Annotated in this window: 23 protein-coding genes; 10 read left to right on the top strand and 13 right to left on the bottom strand. The window is 47.4% G+C overall.

From position 1 onward, the window contains the following. Positions 1-109: 109 nt before the first annotated feature. Positions 110-1,240: an acyltransferase family protein gene (locus ACXAFR_RS09060; RefSeq protein ID WP_475175818.1), complete on the bottom strand. Its 1,131-nt coding sequence runs from the start codon at positions 1,238-1,240 to the stop codon at positions 110-112. Between the two features lie 567 nt (positions 1,241-1,807). Between ACXAFR_RS09060 and ACXAFR_RS09055 the strand changes: the two genes are divergently transcribed. Next, the gene (locus ACXAFR_RS09055) at positions 1,808-3,319 is read left to right on the top strand and encodes an acetyl-CoA hydrolase/transferase family protein (protein ID WP_475175817.1); all 1,512 of its coding nucleotides are present in this window, start codon (positions 1,808-1,810) and stop codon (positions 3,317-3,319) included. A gap of 23 nt (positions 3,320-3,342) precedes the next feature. Here ACXAFR_RS09055 and ACXAFR_RS09050 read toward each other — a convergent pair whose 3' ends face one another. The 9 genes from ACXAFR_RS09050 to nifH all read right to left on the bottom strand — a co-directional run bounded on the left by ACXAFR_RS09050 (position 3,343) and on the right by nifH (position 10,428). Beyond that, positions 3,343-3,663, bottom strand: a complete 321-nt coding sequence (locus ACXAFR_RS09050; RefSeq protein ID WP_475175816.1) for a NifB/NifX family molybdenum-iron cluster-binding protein — start codon at positions 3,661-3,663, stop codon at positions 3,343-3,345. Positions 3,664-3,694: 31 nt separating this feature from the next. Beyond that, positions 3,695-4,249, bottom strand: a complete 555-nt coding sequence (locus ACXAFR_RS09045) for a hypothetical protein (protein WP_475175811.1) — start codon at positions 4,247-4,249, stop codon at positions 3,695-3,697. A 54-nt stretch (positions 4,250-4,303) separates the two neighbouring features. Further along, on the bottom strand, positions 4,304-5,062 hold the full coding sequence (locus tag ACXAFR_RS09040; protein WP_475175807.1) for a 4Fe4S-binding leucine-rich repeat protein: 759 nt from the start codon (positions 5,060-5,062) through the stop codon (positions 4,304-4,306). Beyond that, a complete protein-coding gene (locus ACXAFR_RS09035) occupies positions 5,055-5,321 on the bottom strand; it encodes a DUF6129 family protein (RefSeq protein ID WP_475175804.1) in 267 nt (88 codons plus the stop codon). The genes ACXAFR_RS09040 and ACXAFR_RS09035 overlap by 8 nt, the downstream gene beginning before the upstream one ends. After that, entirely contained in the window at positions 5,318-6,019 is a 702-nt protein-coding gene (locus ACXAFR_RS09030) for a NifB/NifX family molybdenum-iron cluster-binding protein (RefSeq protein ID WP_475175802.1), read from the bottom strand. Before ACXAFR_RS09030 ends, ACXAFR_RS09035 begins: the two co-directional genes overlap by 4 nt. Positions 6,020-6,021: 2 nt before the next feature. Beyond that, a complete protein-coding gene (gene nifT, locus ACXAFR_RS09025; RefSeq protein ID WP_475175799.1) occupies positions 6,022-6,240 on the bottom strand; it encodes a putative nitrogen fixation protein NifT in 219 nt (72 codons plus the stop codon). Positions 6,241-6,329: 89 nt separating this feature from the next. Continuing rightward, positions 6,330-7,901 carry a nitrogenase molybdenum-iron protein subunit beta gene (nifK, locus tag ACXAFR_RS09020; RefSeq protein ID WP_475175798.1) on the bottom strand — a complete coding sequence of 524 codons (1,572 nt, stop codon included), beginning with the start codon at positions 7,899-7,901 and terminating at the stop codon, positions 6,330-6,332. A gap of 102 nt (positions 7,902-8,003) precedes the next feature. Further along, positions 8,004-9,485, bottom strand: coding sequence for a nitrogenase molybdenum-iron protein alpha chain (gene nifD, locus ACXAFR_RS09015; RefSeq protein ID WP_475175796.1), 1,482 nt, complete (start codon positions 9,483-9,485; stop codon positions 8,004-8,006). Between the two features lie 76 nt (positions 9,486-9,561). Continuing rightward, positions 9,562-10,428 (bottom strand): nitrogenase iron protein, encoded by an 867-nt coding sequence (gene nifH, locus ACXAFR_RS09010; RefSeq protein ID WP_475175794.1) that lies wholly within the window; start codon positions 10,426-10,428, stop codon positions 9,562-9,564. Between the two features lie 426 nt (positions 10,429-10,854). Between nifH and ACXAFR_RS09005 the strand changes: the two genes are divergently transcribed. From ACXAFR_RS09005 to ACXAFR_RS08985, 5 genes are all read left to right on the top strand, one after another. Then, on the top strand, positions 10,855-12,117 hold the full coding sequence (locus tag ACXAFR_RS09005; protein WP_475175791.1) for an alpha-amylase C-terminal beta-sheet domain-containing protein: 1,263 nt from the start codon (positions 10,855-10,857) through the stop codon (positions 12,115-12,117). Positions 12,118-12,602: 485 nt separating this feature from the next. Further along, positions 12,603-13,463 (top strand): SIR2 family protein, encoded by an 861-nt coding sequence (locus tag ACXAFR_RS09000; protein ID WP_475175789.1) that lies wholly within the window; start codon positions 12,603-12,605, stop codon positions 13,461-13,463. A gap of 35 nt (positions 13,464-13,498) precedes the next feature. Further along, a complete protein-coding gene (locus tag ACXAFR_RS08995; protein ID WP_475175787.1) occupies positions 13,499-13,714 on the top strand; it encodes a (2Fe-2S)-binding protein in 216 nt (71 codons plus the stop codon). Between the two features lie 70 nt (positions 13,715-13,784). After that, positions 13,785-14,189 carry a DUF2750 domain-containing protein gene (locus ACXAFR_RS08990; RefSeq protein WP_475175785.1) on the top strand — a complete coding sequence of 135 codons (405 nt, stop codon included), beginning with the start codon at positions 13,785-13,787 and terminating at the stop codon, positions 14,187-14,189. Between the two features lie 50 nt (positions 14,190-14,239). Beyond that, entirely contained in the window at positions 14,240-14,755 is a 516-nt protein-coding gene (locus ACXAFR_RS08985) for a NifB/NifX family molybdenum-iron cluster-binding protein (protein WP_475175783.1), read from the top strand. A 106-nt stretch (positions 14,756-14,861) separates the two neighbouring features. Here ACXAFR_RS08985 and ACXAFR_RS08980 read toward each other — a convergent pair whose 3' ends face one another. Then, positions 14,862-15,161, bottom strand: coding sequence for a hypothetical protein (locus tag ACXAFR_RS08980; RefSeq protein WP_475175781.1), 300 nt, complete (start codon positions 15,159-15,161; stop codon positions 14,862-14,864). A 426-nt stretch (positions 15,162-15,587) separates the two neighbouring features. On the opposite strand from ACXAFR_RS08980, the gene ACXAFR_RS08975 reads away from it, so the two are divergent. From ACXAFR_RS08975 to ACXAFR_RS08965, 3 genes are all read left to right on the top strand, one after another. Further along, complete coding sequence (locus tag ACXAFR_RS08975) at positions 15,588-16,796, top strand: outer membrane beta-barrel protein (protein WP_475175780.1); 1,209 nt, start codon at positions 15,588-15,590, stop codon at positions 16,794-16,796. 49 nt (positions 16,797-16,845) lie between these two features. Then, positions 16,846-17,409, top strand: coding sequence for a polysaccharide biosynthesis/export family protein (locus ACXAFR_RS08970; protein WP_475175778.1), 564 nt, complete (start codon positions 16,846-16,848; stop codon positions 17,407-17,409). A gap of 105 nt (positions 17,410-17,514) precedes the next feature. Then, a complete protein-coding gene (locus ACXAFR_RS08965) occupies positions 17,515-18,276 on the top strand; it encodes a sulfotransferase (RefSeq protein WP_475175776.1) in 762 nt (253 codons plus the stop codon). A 24-nt stretch (positions 18,277-18,300) separates the two neighbouring features. Here the strand turns inward: ACXAFR_RS08965 and ACXAFR_RS08960 are convergent, their stop codons facing one another. Beyond that, complete coding sequence (locus tag ACXAFR_RS08960) at positions 18,301-19,560, bottom strand: glycosyltransferase family 4 protein (RefSeq protein ID WP_475175773.1); 1,260 nt, start codon at positions 19,558-19,560, stop codon at positions 18,301-18,303. Positions 19,561-20,470: 910 nt separating this feature from the next. Here ACXAFR_RS08960 and ACXAFR_RS08955 point away from each other — a divergent pair. Beyond that, positions 20,471-23,158 carry an alpha/beta fold hydrolase gene (locus ACXAFR_RS08955; protein WP_475175771.1) on the top strand — a complete coding sequence of 896 codons (2,688 nt, stop codon included), beginning with the start codon at positions 20,471-20,473 and terminating at the stop codon, positions 23,156-23,158. A 78-nt stretch (positions 23,159-23,236) separates the two neighbouring features. On the opposite strand, the gene ACXAFR_RS08950 is transcribed toward ACXAFR_RS08955, so the two are convergent. Continuing rightward, positions 23,237-23,551, bottom strand: a complete 315-nt coding sequence (locus tag ACXAFR_RS08950; protein WP_475175770.1) for a hypothetical protein — start codon at positions 23,549-23,551, stop codon at positions 23,237-23,239. Positions 23,552-23,606: the final 55 nt, after the last annotated feature.

The following is a 23,606-nucleotide window of genomic DNA, read 5'->3' as shown; positions in this document are numbered from 1 at the left end:
GGCAACCCCTAGTCGCAGGATGGCCGCATCGAGCATCACACAGTGCTTTTAGATGAACGTCCCCGATAGCCTGAGGTGATGATCGGTGAAGAAAGCCGGCATCTACATACTAATTCGACACTAGCGGTTTTGACGGGCGAACCTTATGAATAAGGTGCTTGCCGAGACTTATTCCGGGTAATTCGATCAATCTGTATATGGCGTAGGATACAGGAGCCACGACCAGAAGTAGGGCGAGTGTTCCCGCAAGCCATTCAGCACCTGTGAGTGTATGTCCATTGAGTAGATATGCGAAAAAAGGCAGCATGAACATCAGGTGTACGATATAGAGTGAATAAGAGATTTCGGACAGAAATTTATTGATCTTATTGTTGAATATCCAATTTAGCCATCGAAAAGACGCATCTCTATGGTGGCTATCGATAAAGCAGATCCACCATAAACAGGCTAAGAAAACGAGCGGCATAATAGGTTTTTCATTCAGTAAGACCAAAAATACCAATGTTACACCGATAATCACGAGATTGTTTTTCTTGTTATCCGGGTGTAGCAAGATATGAGCGATCGCCATGCCAGAAGCAAAATTGTGAAATTTTAAGGCGATTAGCGTTGGCATGGGGTAATCAACACCCATCGCATGAATGGTTAGTCCCATCGTCGCCATAATGCAGAGTGATAGGGTGAAGAAAAGCGAAAAGTTTTTCCGGTAAAAGAAAAAAAGTAGCGGAAATATCAAATAAAATTGCATCTCCAGCCCAAGGCTCCAATCGGGGAGTGGGGTGCTAAATGCGTAGTTTGGAATCAAGCCAAAGATAAAGGTGATATGTACGAAGAAGGATTCTAGGGGCGATTCAATGTAATACCGATTTAAGTCGGTCATGGTTTTTGGTAAAACATCGCCAATCGCTTCGCGGGACTCGCCGAGTTGGTCTGCTAAGAGCAACGCGATTATGAGGCAAACATAGTAAGCAGGTGCAATTCGAAAGAAGCGGCGTATTGCGAAATTTGTCAGTCCGGTAGAGGTTTCCAAATTTTGATATGACTTGCTGATAGAGCATTGAAAGTAAATCAAAAAACCGGACGCGAGCATAAAGACATTGACCGCCTCATGTCCGATAAAACCCGCGAGCTTGTTCGGGCCTCCCCCCAATATTGCTGCGTGATGGAAAAAAACGAGCAGCGCAGACCAGCCTCTCAAAAAATCCAAAAGCGCGATATCGTGCTTGATTGCTGTAGTCATTGACTTCCCTTTTTCTGTCGGAAGAGGCTTTCGGCACTTCTGTCTGAGTGCTAGAGCCGGGCGTATTGCAAGGTGTTAAGCGCGATAGAGAGAGTTGTAACGCAGTAAAAAGTGCGGCAGAGCTTATTGCACTGATGTCATGAATCGGAGACGCCTTAACTGGCAGTGTGTTTGCTGCGAAGATGTGTCGGCATAGACTTCTATGTCATCTCGGGTGGTCTTTTGCCCGTTAATTGAACGTCGCTGATCTATTGACCACATGTGTTCAAGTTCTTTTCATAAAAATAAAAAAATTTTCATTTATTTCTTTAGGCAAAATAGATGTCAGTTGACGTTATGTGTTTTTCAGAAACGTCATTGACGATTTGGCGCAACTGCGATCGTAATGTTCCACTTTGGTCTTATAGTAATTATGCATAACAATGCTAAAGTCCTCGGCGGTAATTTAGCTGTTTTACGATAACGCCTGCTGTATTGCGTAGATCACGCGCGACAACATTCTCTGCCTCGGCACTCGTGGTGTGACTTCTACCTTTTGTTCCTGTTTAGTGCTGTTTTGGAGCTCCCATGTCTTCGATTTCCCGTATTCAATGCCCAGTTCTGCGTTCAAAAGTTGTACCTGCCGAAGAGGCGGTCAAAGCCATTTGTGATCGGGATACCGTTGGTATGAGCGGTTTCACTGGTGCAGGTTATCCTAAGGCGGTGCCCGGAGCACTGGTATCTCGTGCGGAAGCGCTGCGAGCTGGCGGAGAGACGTTTCAGATCAATTTATGGACGGGTGCATCGACAGCGCCAGAATTAGATGGCGTTCTGGCGAAGGCTGAAGGCATCAATATGAGGTTGCCCTATCAGTCCGATCCTATTTGCCGTCAGCAAATCAATGACGGCAGAATGCACTATATTGATTTGCATTTATCCGAGGTCTCACAGTACGCCTGGTCAGGATTTCTTGGTAAGTTGGACGTTGCGGTGATCGAGGTGGCGGGCATTCGCGAAGATGGAAGTTTGATTCCCTCGTCATCGGTTGGCAATAACAAAACCTGGATTGAGCAGGCCGACCGCGTGATTCTTGAGGTAAACGACCAGCAAAGCCTCAAACTTGAGGGAATGCATGATATTTACTATGGAACACGGCTGCCACCGGAAAGAAAGCCTATTATGCTGACTGAGCCCAGTGATCGTATAGGCGAGCGCTATTACCATATTCCCAGGGAAAAAATTGTCGCGGTCGTTGAGACTTCCGCACCGGACCGCAATTCACCGTTTTCTGATCCCGATGCCATTTCCCAGCAGATCGCAGATCATATATTGGAGTTTTTTGCTCACGAGGTGAAGAAAGGCCGTTTGCCGAAGAACCTATTACCGATGCAATCTGGTGTCGGTAATATTCCAAATGCGGTTCTGAATGGGTTGGATCATGGCGGCTATAAAGATCTGACCGCTTATACAGAGGTCATCCAGGATGGAATGTTGCAGATGCTAAAATCGGGCACTCTGTCAGTGGCATCAGCAACCGCCTTTTCACTGAGTCCCAATGCACTGCAAGAATTAAACGACAATATCGATTTTTATCGTGAAAAAATCATATTGAGGCAGCAGGATATCAGCAATCATCCCGAAATCATCCGCCGCTTAGGCATCATTGGTATGAATGGTCTGCTTGAAGCGGATATCTACGGAAATGTTAATTCTACTCATGTGATGGGGACTCGCATGATGAACGGTATAGGCGGTTCTGGGGATTTTGCTCGTAACGGCTACCTGTCTATATTCATGACACCCTCGACGGCGAAAGACGGCAAGATCTCCGCGATCGTTCCTATGGTATCTCATGTGGATCATACGGAGCATGATGTGAAGGTCATTGTGACAGAGCAGGGCTTGGCCGATTTACGAGGCTTGTCGCCACGGCAACGAGCGGTGCAGATGATCGACAAGTGTGCACACCCTAGCTACAGAGATCGCTTGCATGATTATTTCGAGAGAGCTTGTGCGTCACGCCGGGGAATGCACACACCGCATTTGTTGCAAGAGGCGTTAAGCTGGCATGAGCGGTTTGAGACAGAAGGAGCAATGTAGCCGACCGGCGGTCAAGATCAGGATCAGGCGGTTAGGCTGGATAGCGCATCTTCGACGGCTTCATAGGCGAAGTCGTCCTTGGCGATAACGCCAATTTTGGCCAATTTGGTCACTGGCCCGTCGCCAATCTTGGCAACGAAAACCGCGTCGCAATCTTTGATGGTTTCTAAAATCATCGCCATGGCCGACTGGCTCCCGGTTTGGCCGTGGCAATAATTTTCGACTTCACGGCGCTCAAGAAAAGAGGCGGCGCCATTGTCGAGATGGTAGATCCAAAACTCTTTTGCGTGTCCAAAGTGCAGGTTAACGGAGATGCCGTCTTTGGTGGCGACTGCGACTTTCATTGGGAATCTCCGCTAACGTGCTTTTAAGGTCTTAAACTGGGCCGCGAGCACTGGCTTTGACTTCAATCGTCATGCCCAGGGCGTCTTCGTAGCTGACTTTGGCTCCCTTGGGTTTGAAGTCTTTAAGTTCAGCGAGAACCGTCTCAACTTTTTCTTCAGCGCTTTGGCCTTTCAGGTCACTCTTCTCGATGCACAAAAGCTCTAGGGCTTCATTGAAGATCATTCCGTCGTCTAAAGGCTCTGCGATATATTCATTGCCTTCGTAAGAGACAACCGCCGCCGAGCCTAAATCGTGAACAAACACAAGCAGTTGCACGTTATCGGCATAATAGCTCGCGTATTTTTCTGAGAGCATCGTGAGATCGGCCAGTTTGTCGATACCTGCAATCAACATATCGATCTTTCCCGCCGTCATAAAAAGTACGCCTTGCTTGGCGACAATTTTGGGCGGAAGGCGATCACCACGCTCAGTAACCTCGCCAAGTTCCAAGACGAGATCGCCGCGATAGATTTCGGCGTCACCCAGGTTTCCTGATAGGTTTTTGTTGAAGAAGTAGCCTTTGTCATTGAATTCAGAAAGTAACATGGTCATTGTCCTGCAAAGTTCATAAATGAAAGTTGTTTGTTTGTCCGCATAACATCAGTGAGATCGTTGAGCTTTGTCTTGGCGCTCTCTGACGGTTCTTCTCACTTCTTCATCGGGGTCATTTACAAGTGTTTCCAAGGCATCCAATGGCGCTTTTTCCGCCGCTGCCAGGCGCACGGTCCAATCGACATCTTTCAGTAATTCCAACAGATCTTCCGTATCGCAGCGAGTTGCGACGACACGTCGAACTTCTGGCTCTGAATCATGAACCATCATGCCGAGACTGGCAGGAGGGAGGCGTTTCGCGATCAATTTGCGAACCTGTCTATCCGGGTCGCGAATCAGCCGAAACAGGCGGCCTTCAGGAAGCCGTTGCGCGACATAGGCGCGAACCAAGTAGTCGCTATCGCGCGCCATTTCCTCAAGCTTGTCTTCGGGGATGCGATCGGCAACAGTAATCCGAACTTCTCGATCTGGGTCATGCATCATGATGTCGAGTTGATCCCTCGGAAGTCGATAGGCTACCGCTCGCCTAACGGCTTCATCGGGATCTCTCGCCATGCGAGGCAGTTCCACGGTTGGAACATAGCGAATGGCAACGGCTCTGCGCTCCCAAAAGGTGTCGTTCAAATAGTGGACGGCAAGTTCCGGGTTGATGCGGAAAAACCGATCTATCTGACGACCGCTCTCAGCTCGAACGCATGCATCGCCAGGCGTGCAGCGTCCCATAAGCAGAAGCCTTTGACGGTAGCGGCAGAGTCGACAGTCCGCGATGGGTGTCAGGTCGTTAACTTCGCTATGCTCCTCATTCATCGTCGATGACCTCCGCCAGTACCATGCCGGAAGCATTTTCCCGATCGCGAGTGAGGACAGAGCAGTGGTTGCTTGAATTAACGAAGTAAATGTTAAAGCCTTCGCATTCGACCGCTGGCGTGTAGTTGTCCATATCGTCGTCGATGCAGTAGGTAAAGTGATAGGAAAATTTATCGCGAAGCTCGCTGACTAAACTTTCCGACAGGCCTTTTTCTACGGCTTGTGCAATGACTTCGTTGAGATCATCTTGAGTAATCATCCGTAGATCTCCTCGTCACGATAGCGCAACCTTTCCTCAGCACCTCTACCCATCGCTTTCGCCAGCCAGGGAGGGGGTGAGGTTTCTAGCGTTTGCCTTAAACGATCGAGAACGGCTGGCGCTGCGCCGCCCTGTGGCATTTTGATGGGGTGTAATCCCTCGCGTACCACTTTGGCTGCGGCCGGGCCACCTACGGAAACGGTATAGAGAACCTGACAATCGCTCAGTAGGTGAGCGCGAATGGCGTTTTTGTCTTCGTCTTCTTCCACAGCTCGGGGAACACGAATATCCACCAAGCGAATTTCGCTGCTCGACAGCTGATAGATGAGGAAACGAGAGCAGGAGCCAAAATGTCCGTCGATGAGGTCGCCATTGTTTGATGAGCAAGCGACTCGAATCGACTCGGGCATTTCTCCTTCAGACAGCGGGCTGACTGCCGGGAGGGGATCCGGCGCCCTTTCGATGTTGCGGCCTTTGAGGAAGTTTAAAGCCGCCTTCAAATCGGATTCGTCGACCTCGGCGAGAGCGTCGAGGCTTTTGAGTTTACCTAAACGTACCTTTCCGAGTTTCGCCGTGGTAATCGGCTCTCCGACCAATGACAATAATCCCAATAGCAGGTCGCGTACTTCGACACTATCAGGTAGAGATTTCGCCGCTAACGCAATACGCAGAGCGGCATCCTTGGATACTCCGCTCATAATTACGCTCCTGCACGACGGGCTCTCACGGTAATGGGTAACTTTGGCTCTTCAGACATGGGTTCGATATACCAGCTGGTTCCATCGCCCAGCTCGAATGTGCCGCCCCAGCCATCGCTGCCATCTTTTTCCATTGAGACGATGACGTCTTCAAGATCCTTTTTCGCCACATAGCAGGTCAACTGACCATCAGAGTTGCGGCGTATCATGACATTAGGCATACAGATTCTCCCACTTGGTATTTCGCGATGCGTATTACCTGAAAACAAAAAAACGGGGTGGCAATGCCACCCCATGTGCGACGGAAAAATTAACGAATCAAATCGTAGTTGTAATCCGTAGTCTGCATACCGCGAGTATCGTCATCCAAACGCTCGAGAATCGCGTTAACCAATGTGGTCAACATCTGCATGGCACCTTCGTAGCCGAGGGTGGTTTGACGATGCAGGTGATGACGGTCAAAGATCGGGAAGCCGATACGAACCAGTGGTACTTCGTGCTCTTTACCCTTGTACAAGGTGTCGCGCTGGATGAACTTGCCGTAAGAGTTGCCAATCATGAAGTCTGGTTTTTCGGTGAATACCAGAGAGCGCATGTGCCACAGGTCTTTGCCGATATGAACTTTGCAGCAGTGATCCATCTTGTGGTCAACAAGAATTTGAGTCATAGCTTTGCCCCAACGCTTGTTGGCATTGTTACAAAGGATATGAGTGGGTTCTGCGCCGAGTTCTAACAAAAACTTGGAAAGGCCCATAACAAAGTCTGGGTCACCCCAAAGCGCGTATTTCTTGCCGTGCATCCAAGTGTGTGAGTCGGTCATCATATCGACCAGACGTCCACGCTCTTTTGCCAGTTCGGCAGAAACAGGCTTGCCAGTGGCTTTGGTAATCGCCATTAAAAATTCGTCTGTCCAGTCCAGCCCCATAGGGATGTTCATCTTGGCGGCTTGGTGCTTCCAAGTGTTTTTGACGAATTTTTGAGTTTTTACCAATTGCCATGGTTGCAGCAAGAAAGTATCGATGGCGTTAGGTGCATCCTTGACTTGATCCTGAGTGGTACCGCCAGCATACATGCGGAATTCACCATCTGCAGGTGTGTCGAGAATCTCTTCAGGGTCTGACAGCAAGGTAAAGTCAACGTCCATGTCTTTCAGCATACGCTTGATGACACGGTAGTTGCCCAGGTAAGTTTCAAACCCTGGAACAATGTTGATTTTGCCGTTGCTACCAACTTCCTTATCTTCCATGTAGTTGAGGGTAAAGTAGCGAGCAATACCTTCAAACATGTTGTCCCAACCTGTGGTGTGGCTACCAACAAAGCTAGGAGTATGAGCATAAGGGGTTGGAAACTCCTGAGGAACGTGACCGTCTTTCTTGGAGTTGTTGATGAACGCATTCAGGTCATCACCGATAACTTCCGCCATGCAAGTGGTAGACACAGCGATCATGTCTGGCTTGTAGATGGCTTTACAGTTTTCGAGTCCGTCCTTCATGTTTTGCTGACCGCCGAATACTGCAGCATCTTCTGTCATAGAGTCAGAAACACAAGAAATTGGCTCTTTGAAGTGACGGTTGAAGTAGGTACGGAAGTAGGCAACGCATCCCTGAGAACCGTGAACGTAAGGCATGGTCTTTTCAAAACCCAGAGAGCAGAGAACCGCTCCGAGAGGTTGACAAGCTTTTGCAGGGTTTACGGTCAGAGCTTCACGAGCGAAGTTAATTTCTTTGTACTCTTCAGTGGTTGTCCACTGAAAAACTTCGTCGATTTTTTCTTGGGAATGTGGCTCTTCAAACGACTCGCGCTTGGTTTTCAGCATTTCCTTGTATTCGTCTTCGCGAAACAAGGGATAGCTAGGCTTAATATCGTCTACTGACTGACTCATGAGATCTCTCCTTTCGGGCCACTAATCTGTGAACACCGATTACAGGTTGAGTAGGTCGCGATAGGTTTCGCGACCCAATTCCGGTTACTCTTAGGCTAATGTTTAGGCAGAAGCTGCTACGTTTTCTTCAGCAGTTTCGTCCTCAACCCAGGGTGCTTTCAGTTTGTTCCAGCAAGGGTTGTTCAGAGTCATATCCATATCCCGAGCGAAGATGGCGAAACCATCGAAGCCATGGTAAGGACCTGAATAATCCCAAGAGTGCATCTGACGGAAAGGCACACCCATTTTTTGGAATATGTACTTTTCTTTAATGCCGGAGCCAATGAGATCTGGCTTAACTTTTTTGACGAATTCTTCGAATTCGTAACCGGTTACGTCATCGTAGAGTAGTGTAGCGTCGCCCATTTCTTTCAAGGTGCGATCGTAGTCGTCGTTATGACCGAACTCGTATCCAGTACCGACAACTTCCATACCCAGATCTTCATAAGAACCAATCACGTGACGTGGGCGCAGACCGCCGATGTACAACATGACTTTCTTACCTTCCAGGCGTGGACGGTACTTGGCAATTACCGCATCCCATTCGGGCTTGTACTTGGCGATAACTTCTTCACACTTCTGCTGGACAGACTCGTCGAAGTGAGACGCGATGGTGCGTAGTGACTCAACGGTTTTGGTTGGTCCGAAAAAGTTGTACTCGATCCAAGGAATGCCGTACTTCTCTTCCATGTGGCGAGAGATGTAGTTCATGGAACGGTAGCAGTGAACCAGGTTCAATTTGACTTTTGGAGTCAACTCAATTTCAGAGATAGAACCGTCACCAGACCATTGAGCGACAACACGCAAACCCATTTCTTCGAGAAGAATACGAGAAGACCAAGCGTCACCACCAATGTTGTAGTCGCCGATGATGGCAACATCATAAGGAGTGGTTTCGAATGAATCGTCTTCATCGCGAGCGCTCAGCGCCCAGTCGCGTACCGCATCGTTGGCGATGTGGTGGCCAAGAGACTGGGAAACACCACGGAAGCCTTCACAGCGAACTGGAACAACAGTCTTTCCAGTTTCGCTGTTTTTCTTTTTGGCGACCGCTTCGATGTCATCACCAATCAGACCGATTGGACATTCTGACTGGATGGTAATGCCCTTGTTCAATGGGAATAACGCTTCGATTTCATCGATGGTTTTGTCCAGCTTCTTGTCACCGCCGAATACAATGTCCTTCTCCTGGAAATCTGTGGTGAAGTTCATGGTAACGAAGGTGTTAACGCCGGTGGTGCCGATGTAGTAGTTACGACGTCCAGCACGTGAATACTGTCCGCAACCGACAGGGCCGTGAGAAATGTGGATCATGTCCTTGATGGGACCCCAAACCACACCTTTCGAACCTGCGTAGGCACAACCACGGATGGTCATAACGCCAGGCAGAGATTTCTTGTTAGACGTAATACACTTTTTGGATTGCTCAAGTGTCGGATCGTTTGGGCTCAAATGCTTGGCGCGATCCTTCTTGGCTTTTGCTGGGTAAACTTCAAGCACTTCCTGAATAAGCGCATCAGTTTCGTCTCGTGTCATGACAGTCATTGTCTGTCTCCTCTGAAATTGAGTTGCAGGTAGGGGCCAATCTGCCCCATACCCGGCCGAGCCAGAATCAGTCGATTTATTCAGCAGTAGCTGTTTGACCGATGATGCTTTCGTCTTCTTCTTCCATGATGCCGAAGTCCATCAACAGCTGCTCCAGTTCATCCATGGTGACAGGCTGAGGAATAACCAGCATTTTGTTGTCGATGACTTTTTGAGCCAAAGTACGGTACTCGTCTGCTTGCTTAGCAGATGGATCGTACTCGATAACAGTCATACGACGGATTTCAGCGCGCTGTACAACATTGTCACGTGGGATGAAGTGAATCATTTGAGTGCCGATAGCAGCAGCCAAAGCTTCGATCAACTCATCTTCTTTGTCAGTGTTACGGCTGTTACAGATCAATCCAGCCAAGCGAACGCCGCCAGAGTTGGCGTACTTAACGATACCTTTAGAGATGTTGTTGGCAGCGTACATAGCCATCATCTCACCAGATACAACGATGTAGATTTCTTGAGCTTTGTTTTCGCGGATAGGCATAGCGAAGCCACCACATACAACGTCACCCAGTACGTCGTAGAAAACAAAGTCGAGATCGTCGTCGTAAGCGCCTTCTTCTTCGAGGAAGTTGATCGCTGTGATTACACCGCGGCCAGCACAACCAACACCGGGCTCTGGACCACCAGACTCAACACACTTGATGTCGCCGTAACCGGTTTTCAGTACATCTTCCAGTTCCAGGTCTTCAACGGTGCCTGCTTCAGCAGCCATTTCCATGATGGTGTTCTGAGCTTTTGAATGAAGAATCAGACGAGTTGAGTCAGCTTTAGGGTCACAACCAACGATCATTACTCGCTTGCCGGCTTCTGCCAGAGCAGCAACCAGGTTTTGAGTGGTGGTAGACTTGCCGATACCACCCTTTCCGTAAATCGCACATTGACGCATGATGTTTCTCCTGTTTTGCAAATTCCACAACCCGTCAGGGATGTAGCTTTTCACTAGAGGTTAAGTGCGCCCTCACTAGTGCGAAGTCTGTACCAAACCAGGAAAAACTCTTTATGTCGTTGAAAGGTAAGGAAGTTATCTGATTTTGTAGGTCCCGATTGTTCGTTGTTGTCCTAACAAAAACACTTCAATGCTGTGTTAACACCGACATTCCACAAACTTTGTAGGGTTTTTAGTGGCGAGGTTTTCGGTGGCTGTACTGCGCTTACTCTGCGCTCAAACAATGAAAAATGTGACATTTTCTCTATCGAGAGTTGCGTCCCTTTTTTATAGTGATGTTCCCGTCACAGTCGCGTGCAGAGTATCGTGTTTAGAAAGACGTATTGCTCGCCGCGTGTCTTTTTATTACCTGTATGGACACAGTCTATGTTTAAAAAAATCTCGATGTTATCTCTTATGATCGGCGCTTGTACCGATATGCCGGCTGCGGGCGATGATCTTGCACAGGAGGTGGCTTCTGACGCGATTCTATTACAGGGGTTTCATTGGAATTCCAGCCAATACGACTATGGTTGGTATCAAGAAATGATCGGTAAAGTGGACAGTATTGCGAATCTTGGCGTGACTCATGTTTGGTTTCCGCCGGTCAGTGATTCTACGTCAGACAATGGCTATCTGCCTCGACAGTGGTATGTCGTTGACTCTTATTATGGATCGGAAAGTGATTTGCGCTCCGCGGTGGCTGCCTTGGCGTCAGCGGGAATTCATTCTGTGGCGGATGTGGTTATCAATCATCGTGTAGGGACGTGGGATTGGGCGGATTTTACCAATCCAACTTGGGGGAACTGGGCTGTAACCAGCGATGATGAATGGGGAAGCGGTACTGGCTCTGCAGACACCGGCTCGGGCTATGAGTCTGGCCGCGACATCGATCACACCAATATCACTGTGCAAAATGACACCATCAGTTGGATTGGGGAATTTCTGTTCGAGGATATTGGGTTCTCAGGTATTCGTTACGATTACGCAAAAGGCTACGACCCGTCTTATGCCGGTCTTTATGCGCGGGCGGTTGATCCGGATTTCTGTGTCGGTGAGGTTTGGAATGATCTCAATTACAACAACGTGGACGCTCATCGTCAGGAGCTGATGGATTACGTGAATGGTACCGGCGACGTTTGCGGTGCATTTGATTTCACCACCAAAGGACTGTTGAATCAGGCGTTAAATGCCAACGAATATGGCCGCCTGAGTAACAATGGCAAGCCTGCTGGCGGTATCGGTTGGTGGCCCAAAAAGATGGTTACGTTTGTGGATAATCATGACACCGGGCCTAGTGAGAGCTGTGGATCTGGGCAGAACTACTGGCCAGCGCCCTGTGAGTCTGTGATGCAGGGCTACGCCTACATCCTAACTCATCCAGGAATTCCAACACTTTACTGGCCTCATGTGTTCAATTGGGGGCTCTATGATCAAATCAAAACCTTGGTTGATATTCGGATATCTCAAGCAATTGACTCAGAATCTGCTGTGGTCGTCGACGCGGCAGAAAACGGTTTGTATGCCGCGACGATTGACGACAAGGTCGCGATGAAAATCGGTCCAGCCGATTGGATGCCATCGGGAAGCGGCTGGTCTCTTGCTGCGAGCGGTGTCAATTATGCTGTCTGGGTTAACGCAGGAAACTAGTTCTTCCTTTTATAAGGGACGTCCTGATCGTCCTCGCCACAAAGATAATTGGTCAGTTTTGTTGGTGACAGGATGTCTCTCTGCTGAAAGTGCCGGCTTTTAAAATGGGTTAGAAAAAGCTCGAGCATTAATCCTTCCTTTATTGCTTTCCTCGGGCGTTGACCCTGTCGTCGCCCGGCGACTCTCATGCTTGCCAATAACGTATCGCGGAAACGTTCATGCGGTGTTGTTCTCTGCTTTTCGACATGTAGGAAAGCTGACATTTTGTCATAGGCACACACTGATGAACGCGCGAGTTGCTTCACGTTTTTTCTTTTGAATGAAAAATAATAGTAAAAACAGTGGCTTGTGTTTTTGTCGAGAGTGGATTGTAAATTGCAAATTCATGTCGAGGATTGCAATGATTCTCAACAGCCGTATTTGCCTACCGGTTTAAATTAAGAGCCGGGCCTGAAATAACGACACGACATACCACGGAGGTAAGCATGTCTTACGCGAACACAGTAATCGAGATCATCCAGGGGTTAAAAGATGGCAGTATCGTGCCATATATGGGGCCTGGCGTTCTCAAGAATGTGTCCAGCACCTCCGGTGACAAAAAAATCCCTGCCGATAGTGATAGCCTGATTTTGGCAATGAACAATGGCCAGCCAATGGCGCCGCGTTTAATGTATGAATTTCCAAGAGCGGCCATGAATCTGGAGCTTAAAAAAGGGCGAAGCTTTGTTGAACGATTTTTGACTGAAACCTATGGCAGTCATTCTCAGTGGCAGAGATCTAAGCTGCATGATTGGATGGCGGCCATTAAGCCTAACTATGTCATAGATATCAATCGCGATACGCAATTACAGGATAGCTATGCGGGGATTCCTCACATCTTAATCGTTGGTTGCGCAAGAATTACCGCTTCTGAGTATCGGTTTAAGTTGTATCAAAGTGATGGCACAGCTTACTCGCCGGTTTCCCAAGAAGAGGCAGACAGCTCTTTGCCTATTCTGTTTAAACCAATGGGAACCCCAACACCAGAGCCAAATTACGTCGCGGCGGACGCAGACTATGTAGATTATATTACTGAATTGATGGGTGGGTTTGCCATCCCGTCGTTTCTTAAAGAATATCGCAAAGGTCGTCGTTATCTGTTTCTGGGTATGCATTTTACCCGTGATACAGAGCGAATGGTGATGAGTGATATTGTCTATGGTGCTGATGAAAAAGTCGGTTGGGCACTAATTCCCGGTGCGACAGATAAAGAGAAGCGGTTTTGCTCGAATCGCAAGATTGAGGTTTTAGATATCGATTGGGAATCGTTGGTTGAGGCGCAAGAAGTCGAGGCGGTCGCCAGTTAAATTAGGGTAAGGAGACGGTTGGCCGGGGGTGATTTATGTATCTTTGTATCTGTAAAGGCGTAAACGAAAAGCACATACGCACTGCGGTTGGAGAGGGGCATTGCACCATGAGCAAGTTGCGCTGTAAAACAGGCTTGGGAACGCAATGTGGCGTATGCCGAAAGCAGGCAAAAGAGTTGCTGTCGGAGATCACTGCCGCAGGTGGCGGTGTGCTGCCATCTACATCGGTAGCTGCGGCGAGAAAAGATTAAAAATTTCTCTTCTGTAGATTTTACGCTCTGGTCGAATCTGAGTTCTATTGTTTAAGTAAGGCAAGGCATCATGCGTTATAGCCCTTATGAAGTTGAGTATGCTGCGGCTCCAGAAATGACAGATGCGCAGCGTCTCGAATATTTCATGTCCCGTATTTTTGAAACCGAAGAGGTGTGGAGCCTTGATGATGGGGTTGAATGGGTTTTTCACGATGATGACGGCGTATCTGTTTTACCCCTCTGGCCGTATCGAAAATTTGCACAAGATTGTTGTACAGCTTCTTGGCAAGTGTTTTCCCCTGCAGAAGAGTCTCTTGAGAGCTTTATGGAGCAATTGAGTATGCTCTCTGAAGAGGGGGTTATGTTGGAAGTCATGCGGATGCCCGCCAAGCGTGGCTGCCTAATTGAGCCTGAGACACTTCAAAGTATTTTACAGGGCATGATAGATGCTGGCGAATATACGTTGGATGGTTAGTTGTAAAGAAGGCTCGTTGTAAATCTTTTTGCATGGTTAGGAGACAGGGTATGGGAATGTTGATGGAATCGGAAGCCTTGGTAACCAATGTAGATAGTGTTGCTGACGCTTTGGAGAGCGGTGTTTTATCGAATGATCCAAAGAGTGTCATTGTTGCCTACGCCAGTATGGATGGTGAATGCGTTGATCAGCATTTTGGTTCCGCTCAGGGCTTTTATGTCTACAGTATCAATGCAGAGAGAGCGGTGCTGCTTACGTATAAGAATTTTCCAAAAGAGCTTAAAGACGGTAATGAGGATAAGCTGAAGCCAAAACTGGCCTGGTTGGCGGGGTGCGATATGGTTTATTGCGGCTCCGTTGGAGGCTCTGCTACAAAGCAGTTGATTGCTCTTGGGGTTAATCCGGTTATCGTGAAAGAGGGGCCGGACGTTGAAGAATTGCTCGAAGATCTACATGGCCAGTTGAATGGTGAGCTTCCACCGATGCTCGATCGACTTTTTAAAGCCAAAGCGCCCAAAGCTGATAATCGCTTTGACTCCATGGACGACGAGGGCTGGGACGGATAGTCGTCATACTTCCGTCATGCCGGTAGAACAATAGCCTGTTGCAGCGCCCGCTCTCATTCGCTGCTTCGCCGGGAGTGATTGCCTTCCAGGTGAGAGTCGGGCCTTTTTATGCGTCTGTACCGGTTCGTTCTCCCATCTGCATTTTTAGTGTCAGCTCGTGCTGCTTTTCACCGGTTTCAAGCAATAAGTCTGTGAAATTCTCAATTCGCTCAATCAGATCCGCTTTCTCAATTAAAAGCGCTTCCAGCTCATGACGATTCTGAGATTCATTGAGCCGTGCCTCAACATCGTCGATGCGCCGTTTAAAGTTATTTTGCATGGACGTCACTCGGGCTTTAAAGATATCCAGCTCCTTTAATTCGGCTTCAATACGTGCAAGGTGATCGGAGAATTCCATCCGTTTCATACTGCTTCCTCAAGGAAAGTAACATCAATGCATAAAGTATTGGTCGAAATTATTGCCTATGCAAACATTGGTAATCATTATGTGATCGTCGTCTAATTCGCTATTAGGATTAATTCGGCGGCATTGGGTGTTGCGAGTTAGAGCTACTTTAGCCTCTTAGAAGGTGGCTGTCGGGATCTCGCCGAGGGCTCAATCATTGAAAACTGCCTCAGTCGGCATTTCTCGGATCGATGTGATGTCGATACGTCAAAAAAGCGACGAGTGAATTCGCTGGTTCATAATATCGCTGCTATATTCATTTAAGTAGGATGAAAATCTTCCATTACCCTTTGCGGTAGTCGTTTAATCCCTCATTTTGTGGCTGTTTTTGGTGCCACATGTGCCCGATATTTCTACAGTTTAAGTGAATTTACGTACGAGAATCTTATGATATCCCGATTTTCCGTTGGTGGTTTGCTGGTTTCTACCGTGATTTCCTCTCAGGCGATAGCCTTGGATCCCGCGCCGACCCAGATCGCTGGCGTCACCTTGACACCTCAATTGCGGGTTTCCCAGGCCTATACGGATAACCTCTACAGTCAACCTGAAAATGAGGTTGAATCGTGGATTACTTTGCTAAACCCCAGTGTATCGGGAGAGTTTGGCAATAACCTTATAGATCTGAGTGTTAAATTGGACAATCGTACGGGGTATTACGAAGCGGAGAGCGATGATAATTTTTCAGATACGACGATTAATGTGGCATCCGACCTGAAATTTAATCACCGGAATCAGCTGGGAGTTGGGGTCAACTACGCGTTATCCCATGAAGACCGCGGGACTGGGTTGACGGAGGGCGCGCAGATTGGCTTGGTCGATGAGCCAATCACCTTTTCTGAGCAGCGCCTATTTGCTGAATATCGACTGGGCAGCGACACCTCCAAAGGGCGCCTTGAGTTGGGGGTGGACTATGGAGAAAAAGAATACGACAACTTCCGAGAATTAACCGAGCGTCGAGACTTTGATGTGGTTGCTGGCCATGCAGAATTTTTCTATCGCATCGGTGCGCGCAGTGATTGGACTTTCGAATACGAGAGCAGGAGTGTCGATTATGTGAGCGATCCTGCTGAGGTTGATGGAGGGTTCGATACCCTTGATGCACAGACGCAAACATGGCTAACCGGAATTACCTGGACGTCATCTGCCAAGGTGGAGAGTCGGCTGCGGGTCGGGTACGTGACGAGAACCTTTGATGATGCGGATCGGCAGGATTTTGATGGGGCCAGCTGGGATGTGGATGTCACGTGGTCACCTGTGCGGCGCAGTGAGATACAATTGCTTGCTGGTCGTGAGGATCGTGAAACAAACGGACAGGGAAATTTCATCGACGCGCAAGTCTATGGATTGCGCTGGGGGCATGGTTGGGCTCCGAGATTCAGAAGTACGCTGTCATACGAGTATGCTGACAACGACTATGTCGGTGGGGTTTCTGAGCGATCAGATAAAATTCAGAGTTTTAGTGTCTCTGGCGTCTATAATATGCACCGTTGGATGGACGTGTCACTTTCCTGGAAGGCAAGAGACAAAGAGTCGACCAGCGAACAGTATGAATACGCCAGGAATTATATCGGTTTGCACATTGATCTAAGTTTATAGCGTCTGTAGACCCGGTCGCATTTTGGAAAAAGTAATAAAGGAACGAGGTATGAAACGGCAGGTGCTGGGAACCATGTTAAGGCTTTTGGCGCAAGTTTTTGTGCTGCTAACCGTGTTTGTTGCAAACGCTAGCTTGGCCCAACAAGAAGGGCTATCTGCTTATACATTGGGTTCCGGTGACGTTATTAGGATTCAGGTTTTTGGAGAGGATGACCTGACGGTCGAATCTCAGCTCAGTGATGCTGGCACTTTGTCATATCCTTTTTTGGGGGAGTTGCGTGTTCTGGGGCTTACCGTAGGCCAGCTTCAACAGCGCATTGCAGATGGGCTTCGAGGGGATTATTTGATTGATCCACGGGTTAGCATCAATATCATCCGATATCGCAACTTCTATATTAATGGCGAAGTTAAGCAGCCCGGAGGCTTTCCCTTTCAGCCTGGATTGACGGTTCGCAAAGCCGTGGCCCTCGCCGGAGGCTTTACCGAAAGGGCTTCCAAGCGGAATATTTTTATCATTTCAGATGATGATCCTCAGCAGAAGCCGGAAGAGGTTAGCCTCAATAAGCCGGTTAAGCCTGGAGATATTATTACTGTCGAGCAGAGTTTTTTCTAAGTCCTAGCACCTGTTCTGTTTCATGGCCGTTCAATTCGGACGGCTCTATGTGGTCTGCAAGTAAAGTCTGGTATATTGAGCCAAAGAAGTCTCGATGCGGTCAATATGAAGAATTTTGTTATTGTGGGAACTCAGCGAACCGGCAGTAGTGCTTTAGCTGACGTTATCAGTGCTCATAAAGATATAGCTTGTGGTTGGGAGTGGACAGTTCGTAGCCCATTGCTTAAAAAGATATCTTCTGCCAAGCAAGCTCTTGGTGGTGATTTTTCTCGGCTACTGCCCAAACACCAGAAGCATATGGCGACTGTGTATCGGGATGATTTAGCTTGGTTAGGGTATCGACGGCTATTTCGCTCTTCACGTCTGTGGTTTGGTCACCCCTCAATTAGCCCTGCCTTGTGGGTTGATCGTTTAAATGCCCATCTGGCTTGGTTTGCATCCTCGCCTGATCTTCATATTATTCATATCGTTCGGAGGGATAATGTGGGTTGGCTTACTTCAAAGGCGTTGTCAAAAACAACGGGAAAATACATTGGCGCTTATGGCGCTGATGCGGCTGCAAAGATAAACCCTACTGAAGCTGTGAAAATGCTCACAGCGAAAAACTATCTCGATAATAAATTGGTTCAACTTAAAGCTTCGAATCCGTATTTGCAGGTTGCTTATGAGGATTTCAAAGCCGATAACGCATTGGTAGGGAAAAAAGTTTTTCAGTTTTTTAACTGCGATGATGAAGGCTTGCTTGCGTCTCAGCCGCAAGTAAAAGTCCAGTCTTCAAAAGATGTTAGAGAGTCTGTTGAGAACTATGACCAGCTGCTCCAGATTCTAGAAAGCAACAACCTGGTGGTGGCAGACGTCAGTGTCTGACACCACGGCTTAAAGAGGCATTTGTTAGCTGCTAACCTCTTCGCTTTGAGGCTGGCTCTCCGAGAGATTTTCGCTAAATTCTTTGTAGAGGGATACCAGTCTTTCCAAGTATTTTTCCTTGGTAAACTCTGCATCCATCCAACGTCGTCCCGCAGCGCCCATTTCGATAATCTTTTCTTTGGGGAGTTGTTTAAATCGCGTCATTTGGGACGCCAGGTCAGATGGATCTTTACTAGTAAACACCGCTCCCGTTTTATCCTGTTGAATAAGTTCGGGAATCCCCCCAATGTCAGCTCCTATTATGGGGCGTCCTAGTGCGTATGCCTCCATAATACTAAGTGGTGCATTTTCATACCATTCGGACGGCAATATCACTGCTTTACTTGAGTGAATGACGTTGTGTAGTGCAGAGCCGGTTTGATATCCAGCAAATTCAATATCTGCATTCACCTCTTTTGCAAGTAAGCGAAGTCTGTCTTCTTCAGGGCCGGTGCCGGCGATGATGACTTTGGAGTCGGATAAGGCCGCCGCTCTAATCAGTGTTTGAAGGCCTTTTTCTGGGCCCAATCGGCCAAAATAAACAAAGGCCTCACCAGGATTGGCGTCGTAGGGCAGTGCTGAGGAGTCTACAAAATTTGGGATGTAACGAAAGCGTTCTCTAGGCCAGCCCCATTCAACGAATTTCTCCAAATAGAACTTACTGGGTACAATAAAGCAGTCTACGTGATTTTTGTAGCTACCAATTACACGTTGTACCAGGGTTTCTACGAAGACTGCGGCACTTACTGCGGTAGAGTTCTTAATGCATTTGTTCTTTATAAGGTGGGTTATATTTCCCCCTTTGCATTGCTCACACACGCCAGAGCTATTTAGCATCTTATATGCTGGGCAGGCAATCTTTAAGTCGTGAAGGGTAAGGAAGGTTGGAATGCCTTCAGCTTTGAGCGCCTTGAAAATCGATGGCGATATATGGTGGTAGATATTGTGTGCGTGAGCGATATTTGGCTTTGTTTTTCTTGAGAGTTGGCGTATTTTTTGCTGGGATTCGCTTGAGTGTGTGATCTTGATGGTGTTTAAGATCTTTTGTGTTAACGAGTAGTCCCTTCCGAACTCAATTTCATTGATAAAATAATTTGAGTAAGTTGATGGTAGGTTGTCGGGATGATGCATTGCAAATGGAATAACCTCCCAGCCTGCGCGCTCAAAAAGCCGATTTTGTTCGAGGAAGACCACTTCGGCGCCGCCGCGTCGATAGTGGTAGTTGTTTATGGAAAGCAACTTCATAAAATTTAGTTTCTTGAGTTGGGGGTGTTATAGGAGGCAGTTTGGAGGCGAAGGTTAATCACGGCGAATATAATGGCACAGACTAATTCAGTTGAATACATTTCCGGTGTTTGATCAGTCTTAAGTGCCCGTTAGTACTTTTACTCCCCAATTGTTGAATGCTGAATGTCTTTTCGGGTTGGGCTATCTGAGATGGGGGTAAAGTTTTTTCTCGCAAAGTAAAGATTTGGCCTGCTCTGGTGGCGGTGATTCTGATCTTTGGCTGTGACCTATCGCTTATATATGACCTTTATCGCTCGATAGAATGCGGTCGGCGGGGGGCGTGCTCAGTCGGCTATGAGATAAAGCTGGAGTTTTCTCTGCGTGCCTCTATTTGAGAGAGTAAGTTCATTTTCTAACCCATAGCTGATACATTTGAAGACTTTAGGCGTGTTGGCGCCACCTTAGTATACTGAGTGACAACATCGAGTCTTGGCTCTGGGTTTACTGAGTTCAGCCAAATTTAATGCTCCGACACCAAAATATTCATAATGTTTCAGGTATTTTTTAAGTTGTCGTTTAAATCACTCTTTTAGTATTGGTTGCATGGGAATATTCATCGTCGCCATGAATGCGAGAGGCTTAGACAGCAATTGATACTCATGTTTTGGCCCTTGATGAATGTTGGCGAGTCAGTCAACAAAAAGTGGAAATGATCAAAAATTTTGCTTAGCAGGTGTAAGTAAGCTTTTTGAGTTGTTTTTGGCAGTTGGTGATGTCGAAAAGCACTAATCAGAGATACTTTTGTAGACGGTAGGCCTCGCCGTCATTTGGGGGGAATTTATCTAACGAATAAGTTTCGTAATGAGTCTCCCTTCCAGATTCCTATGATGTTATCGACACTTGTTCAAGTTTGTGTGGCAGATTCGTAATGGAAATTGTTAAGAAAGCTTTTCAGAGAATGGATTCTAGTCCTGCCGCGTTAGCAGTAATTGGCAATGATGGAAAACGAATCACCTACGGTGAGCTTGCTCTGCAGGTTTCTGCGTTTAGGCGGTTGCTTTCCAGTCATGGTGTGCAGCAGGGTGATGTGGTTGCTGTTATGGCGATTCAAGATGCGGTTTTGCCCTCAGCCGTGATTGGAATTTTAAGTAAGAAGGCAGTTTATGTCCCTCTTGACCCTTTGTGGCCAGCTGAGCGAATTGCCAGTATTGTTAAAGATGTAGGTCCCAAAGTCATATTGAACTTGTCGGGTGAGGAGTGCACTTGCGAATTTGCTCACGTCATCAACGACGTGTCTTTAACCTTAATTGAAGGTGAAAAGTTAGACCTGGATTTGTCTGACGAAGCATACAGTGGGCCGGCATGTATTTTTTATACGTCAGGGACTACCGGGACTCCTAAGGGCGTTGTCTTAGATTTTGATAATTTAGAATTCTATCTAGCCTCTTCTTCTGAGAAATATAGATTTGCAGAAGGGGACGTTCAGTTATCCGTTGCTAAGCCGACGTTCAGCATTAGCCTTTTTGATCTTCTTCTTCCTTTCTATTCAGGGTCTGCGCTTCGGTTTGTCTCTCGTGATTTGCTTATGAATCCTCAGCGTTTGGCCGACGCTGTTTCAGGAGTGACAGCATTTCATATGGGGCCGGCACTGCTTTCTACTTTGATTCGTTATGCTGAAGCAAATCAAATTACTTTCCCGAATTTACGTCATTTATCTTCTGGTGGTGATTTGATTCCAACTGATCTTTTGGAATCAAGTAAGAGTATTTGTCCAAACGCGGAAATCTGGGTTATTTACGGCTGTACAGAAGTGGCATGTATGGCGTTAACCTGGCAGGTCCCGTTAGATCGTAAAGTTTCTCAAACACTGGTTGGTACTCCGTTTGATGGGGTGGATATTAGACTGCTGGGTGAGAATAACTGTGCGGTTTCTGTGGGAGAGGTTGGAGAGGTTCTAATCTCAGGGGCGGGAGTCACAAAAGGATATCTGAATCGAGATGGACTGAACCAAGAAAAGTTCATCAGTTTTGATGGAAGACGGTTTTATAAGACTGGAGATCAGGCTGTCGTTGGAGAGTGTGGTAATTTTCGTTTACTGGGGCGAGCTGATTTTCAGGTAAAAATCAACGGAATTAGAATTGAAGTTGAAGAGATTGAGTTTTGGATTAAAAGCATTGCTGGAGTTAATGCCGCCGTTGTGGTTGGGGCTAACAATGCTAGAAACGAGAAGAAGCTGGTTGCTTTTGTGGTGCAAAATGCCTCTGAGGCATTAAATGGACGGGTGATTCAGGACTTTATTGGGAATCAGCTTCCCGCATACATGGTTCCCTCCAAGATAGTCTTCTTGCCCGCTATTCCTTTAAATCAAAATGGCAAGGTTGATCGCAAGTCGTTGATGGGTAAGGCTCAAGAGGAGTTGTCAAAAGTTGTTACTCTGATTGGGGCTGGCAACGTTGAGTCAGAGTTGGCATCTCTGTGGCAAAAAAGTGGCGTTTCGTGTTCCAGCACAAAGAGCAATTTCTTTGAGGAGGGGGGGGATAGTCTTGCTGCTGCCATCCTTTCTTATGAGATGAGTCAGCATTTTAATTGTGGTGTGGAGCTTGACCATATTTATCAATTTCCTCGACTTGTTGATCAGGTGTCTTTGATTGAGCGATTTGATGAGCTGGGAGGAACAGTTGAAATCCGAAGTCTCGTCAGGTCTTTAAATGTTCCTCGTATTGCTTCGAGAAACCTTTTTGTTATCACTGGTATGGGGGGGCACCCTGCAAGCTTTCATAATTTCGGAGAGTGTTTTAGCAGTGATTGGAACGTTCTGGCGCTTGTCAATCCAATTTTGGCTAATGAGCAACACGACAGCATTGAAAGCATTGCAAGTCGCTTGGCGGAGGAAGTGCTCAGAGTTCAGCCAGAAGGGGAGTATTACGTGGCAGGCTATTCCCTTGGTGGAATAATTGCCTTGGAGTTGGCTCGGGTCTTATGTGAGGCTGGCGCCCGAGTTAATATCGTATTTCTTGAGGCTCGTATTTACAGCTTTGCGCCGCGCAAGAACCTCTTCATGGTTGGCCTGATCTATTTAGACGTAATAATGAAGCAATTACTTTCCCGTTGGTCTAATCGGCGGGCGCTCGAGGACCAGTTGTTTTCCGAGCCTGATGGCCAAAGTAAGTCTTCTCGGTCGGCAGAGAAGTTATTACCTCCAAGGTTTCGCAAGGCGTTGGCCGTAGGTCGAAGGCTTACTGGAAATTACCGTTACTCCTCCTGTCCTGTTTCTGCAGTTCTGCTTCGTTGTACTGAGCAAGACCATCCTTGGAGAAATCGGCTGCGTCGTTTTTCGGAGGATTTTGGATGGCGTCAACTTGTAAACTTGGTAGATATTGATTGGGTGCCAGGCAACCACTTTAGCATGATAAAGAACCCGGCAAATCTCCCGATGCTGGCAAAGAAGATTGAAAAGGCGTGTGATTTGCTTCGGGATTCCGGTGGGCTTGGAGCTGATCAGTTGGATGCCTCTCGTCCTATAAACAAAGTCATTAAAAAGAGAGAGGAAGAGGGTGATAGCATGAGGGGTGGGGTTAAAGCCGGTTCAGATCGGGTTGCTGCGGCGTCAAAGTAATCTATTCGTAGTTTTCGTGGGATCTCGTTCTATAGGCCATCGCTGATGGCTCAAAACGGAGGCAGATTTCATAAAATATTATGATTTTGTTGCGGTCTCTATGATCTCATGAGGCCTTTTTGAACTATCTTCAGTATTCATATCTAAGGAATTTGCAAGGAAATAGCCCCAGTTTAAGCTGCGGCGGGAAAAGCCTTCTACACTGCGGTAGCTTTTCTCGTTTGTGTGGCTTTTGGTGCCAAAAGGGGCTATAAAAGCCATGCATCGTCCGATTGACTTCTTTCTGTTGTTGCCGTCACTATAGCCCTCTTTTCGAGGTGTGGCTGTCAACGTTGTGCCTGGATCGTTGATATTCAGAGCTCTTTTGCTGGAAGTTTGAGCAATTGCCATCAAAGAGGTCTACTCCAAATGCATTTATTCTGGTACGCGCAACCTAGAGGTAATAATT

Source organism: Pseudomaricurvus sp. ABR4_320, assembly GCF_056159445.1.
The sequence above is the reverse complement of the archived record's forward strand: the minus strand, read 5'-3'. Positions and strand labels throughout refer to the sequence as shown.

Excerpts from the sequence above, each read along its gene's own strand:
- ACXAFR_RS09035 (WP_475175804.1), bottom strand. The coding sequence starts at position 5,321 with ATGATTACTCAAGATGATCTCAACGAAGTCATTGCACAAGCCGTAGAA.
- ACXAFR_RS09030 (WP_475175802.1), bottom strand. The coding sequence starts at position 6,019 with ATGAGCGGAGTATCCAAGGATGCCGCTCTGCGTATTGCGTTAGCGGCG.
- ACXAFR_RS09045 (WP_475175811.1), bottom strand. The coding sequence starts at position 4,249 with ATGTTACTTTCTGAATTCAATGACAAAGGCTACTTCTTCAACAAAAAC.
- ACXAFR_RS09005 (WP_475175791.1), top strand. The coding sequence starts at position 10,855 with ATGTTTAAAAAAATCTCGATGTTATCTCTTATGATCGGCGCTTGTACC.
- ACXAFR_RS08970 (WP_475175778.1), top strand. The coding sequence starts at position 16,846 with ATGAAACGGCAGGTGCTGGGAACCATGTTAAGGCTTTTGGCGCAAGTT.
- ACXAFR_RS09000 (WP_475175789.1), top strand. The coding sequence starts at position 12,603 with ATGTCTTACGCGAACACAGTAATCGAGATCATCCAGGGGTTAAAAGAT.
- ACXAFR_RS09060 (WP_475175818.1), bottom strand. The coding sequence starts at position 1,240 with ATGACTACAGCAATCAAGCACGATATCGCGCTTTTGGATTTTTTGAGA.
- ACXAFR_RS08965 (WP_475175776.1), top strand. The coding sequence starts at position 17,515 with ATGAAGAATTTTGTTATTGTGGGAACTCAGCGAACCGGCAGTAGTGCT.
- ACXAFR_RS08980 (WP_475175781.1), bottom strand. The coding sequence starts at position 15,161 with ATGAAACGGATGGAATTCTCCGATCACCTTGCACGTATTGAAGCCGAA.
- nifT (WP_475175799.1), bottom strand. The coding sequence starts at position 6,240 with ATGCCTAATGTCATGATACGCCGCAACTCTGATGGTCAGTTGACCTGC.
- nifD (WP_475175796.1), bottom strand. The coding sequence starts at position 9,485 with ATGACTGTCATGACACGAGACGAAACTGATGCGCTTATTCAGGAAGTG.
- ACXAFR_RS08960 (WP_475175773.1), bottom strand. The coding sequence starts at position 19,560 with ATGAAGTTGCTTTCCATAAACAACTACCACTATCGACGCGGCGGCGCC.
- ACXAFR_RS08955 (WP_475175771.1), top strand. The coding sequence starts at position 20,471 with ATGGAAATTGTTAAGAAAGCTTTTCAGAGAATGGATTCTAGTCCTGCC.
- nifH (WP_475175794.1), bottom strand. The coding sequence starts at position 10,428 with ATGCGTCAATGTGCGATTTACGGAAAGGGTGGTATCGGCAAGTCTACC.
- ACXAFR_RS08975 (WP_475175780.1), top strand. The coding sequence starts at position 15,588 with ATGATATCCCGATTTTCCGTTGGTGGTTTGCTGGTTTCTACCGTGATT.
- ACXAFR_RS09040 (WP_475175807.1), bottom strand. The coding sequence starts at position 5,062 with ATGAATGAGGAGCATAGCGAAGTTAACGACCTGACACCCATCGCGGAC.
- ACXAFR_RS08995 (WP_475175787.1), top strand. The coding sequence starts at position 13,499 with ATGTATCTTTGTATCTGTAAAGGCGTAAACGAAAAGCACATACGCACT.
- ACXAFR_RS08990 (WP_475175785.1), top strand. The coding sequence starts at position 13,785 with ATGCGTTATAGCCCTTATGAAGTTGAGTATGCTGCGGCTCCAGAAATG.
- ACXAFR_RS09055 (WP_475175817.1), top strand. The coding sequence starts at position 1,808 with ATGTCTTCGATTTCCCGTATTCAATGCCCAGTTCTGCGTTCAAAAGTT.
- ACXAFR_RS08985 (WP_475175783.1), top strand. The coding sequence starts at position 14,240 with ATGGGAATGTTGATGGAATCGGAAGCCTTGGTAACCAATGTAGATAGT.
- ACXAFR_RS09050 (WP_475175816.1), bottom strand. The coding sequence starts at position 3,663 with ATGAAAGTCGCAGTCGCCACCAAAGACGGCATCTCCGTTAACCTGCAC.
- nifK (WP_475175798.1), bottom strand. The coding sequence starts at position 7,901 with ATGAGTCAGTCAGTAGACGATATTAAGCCTAGCTATCCCTTGTTTCGC.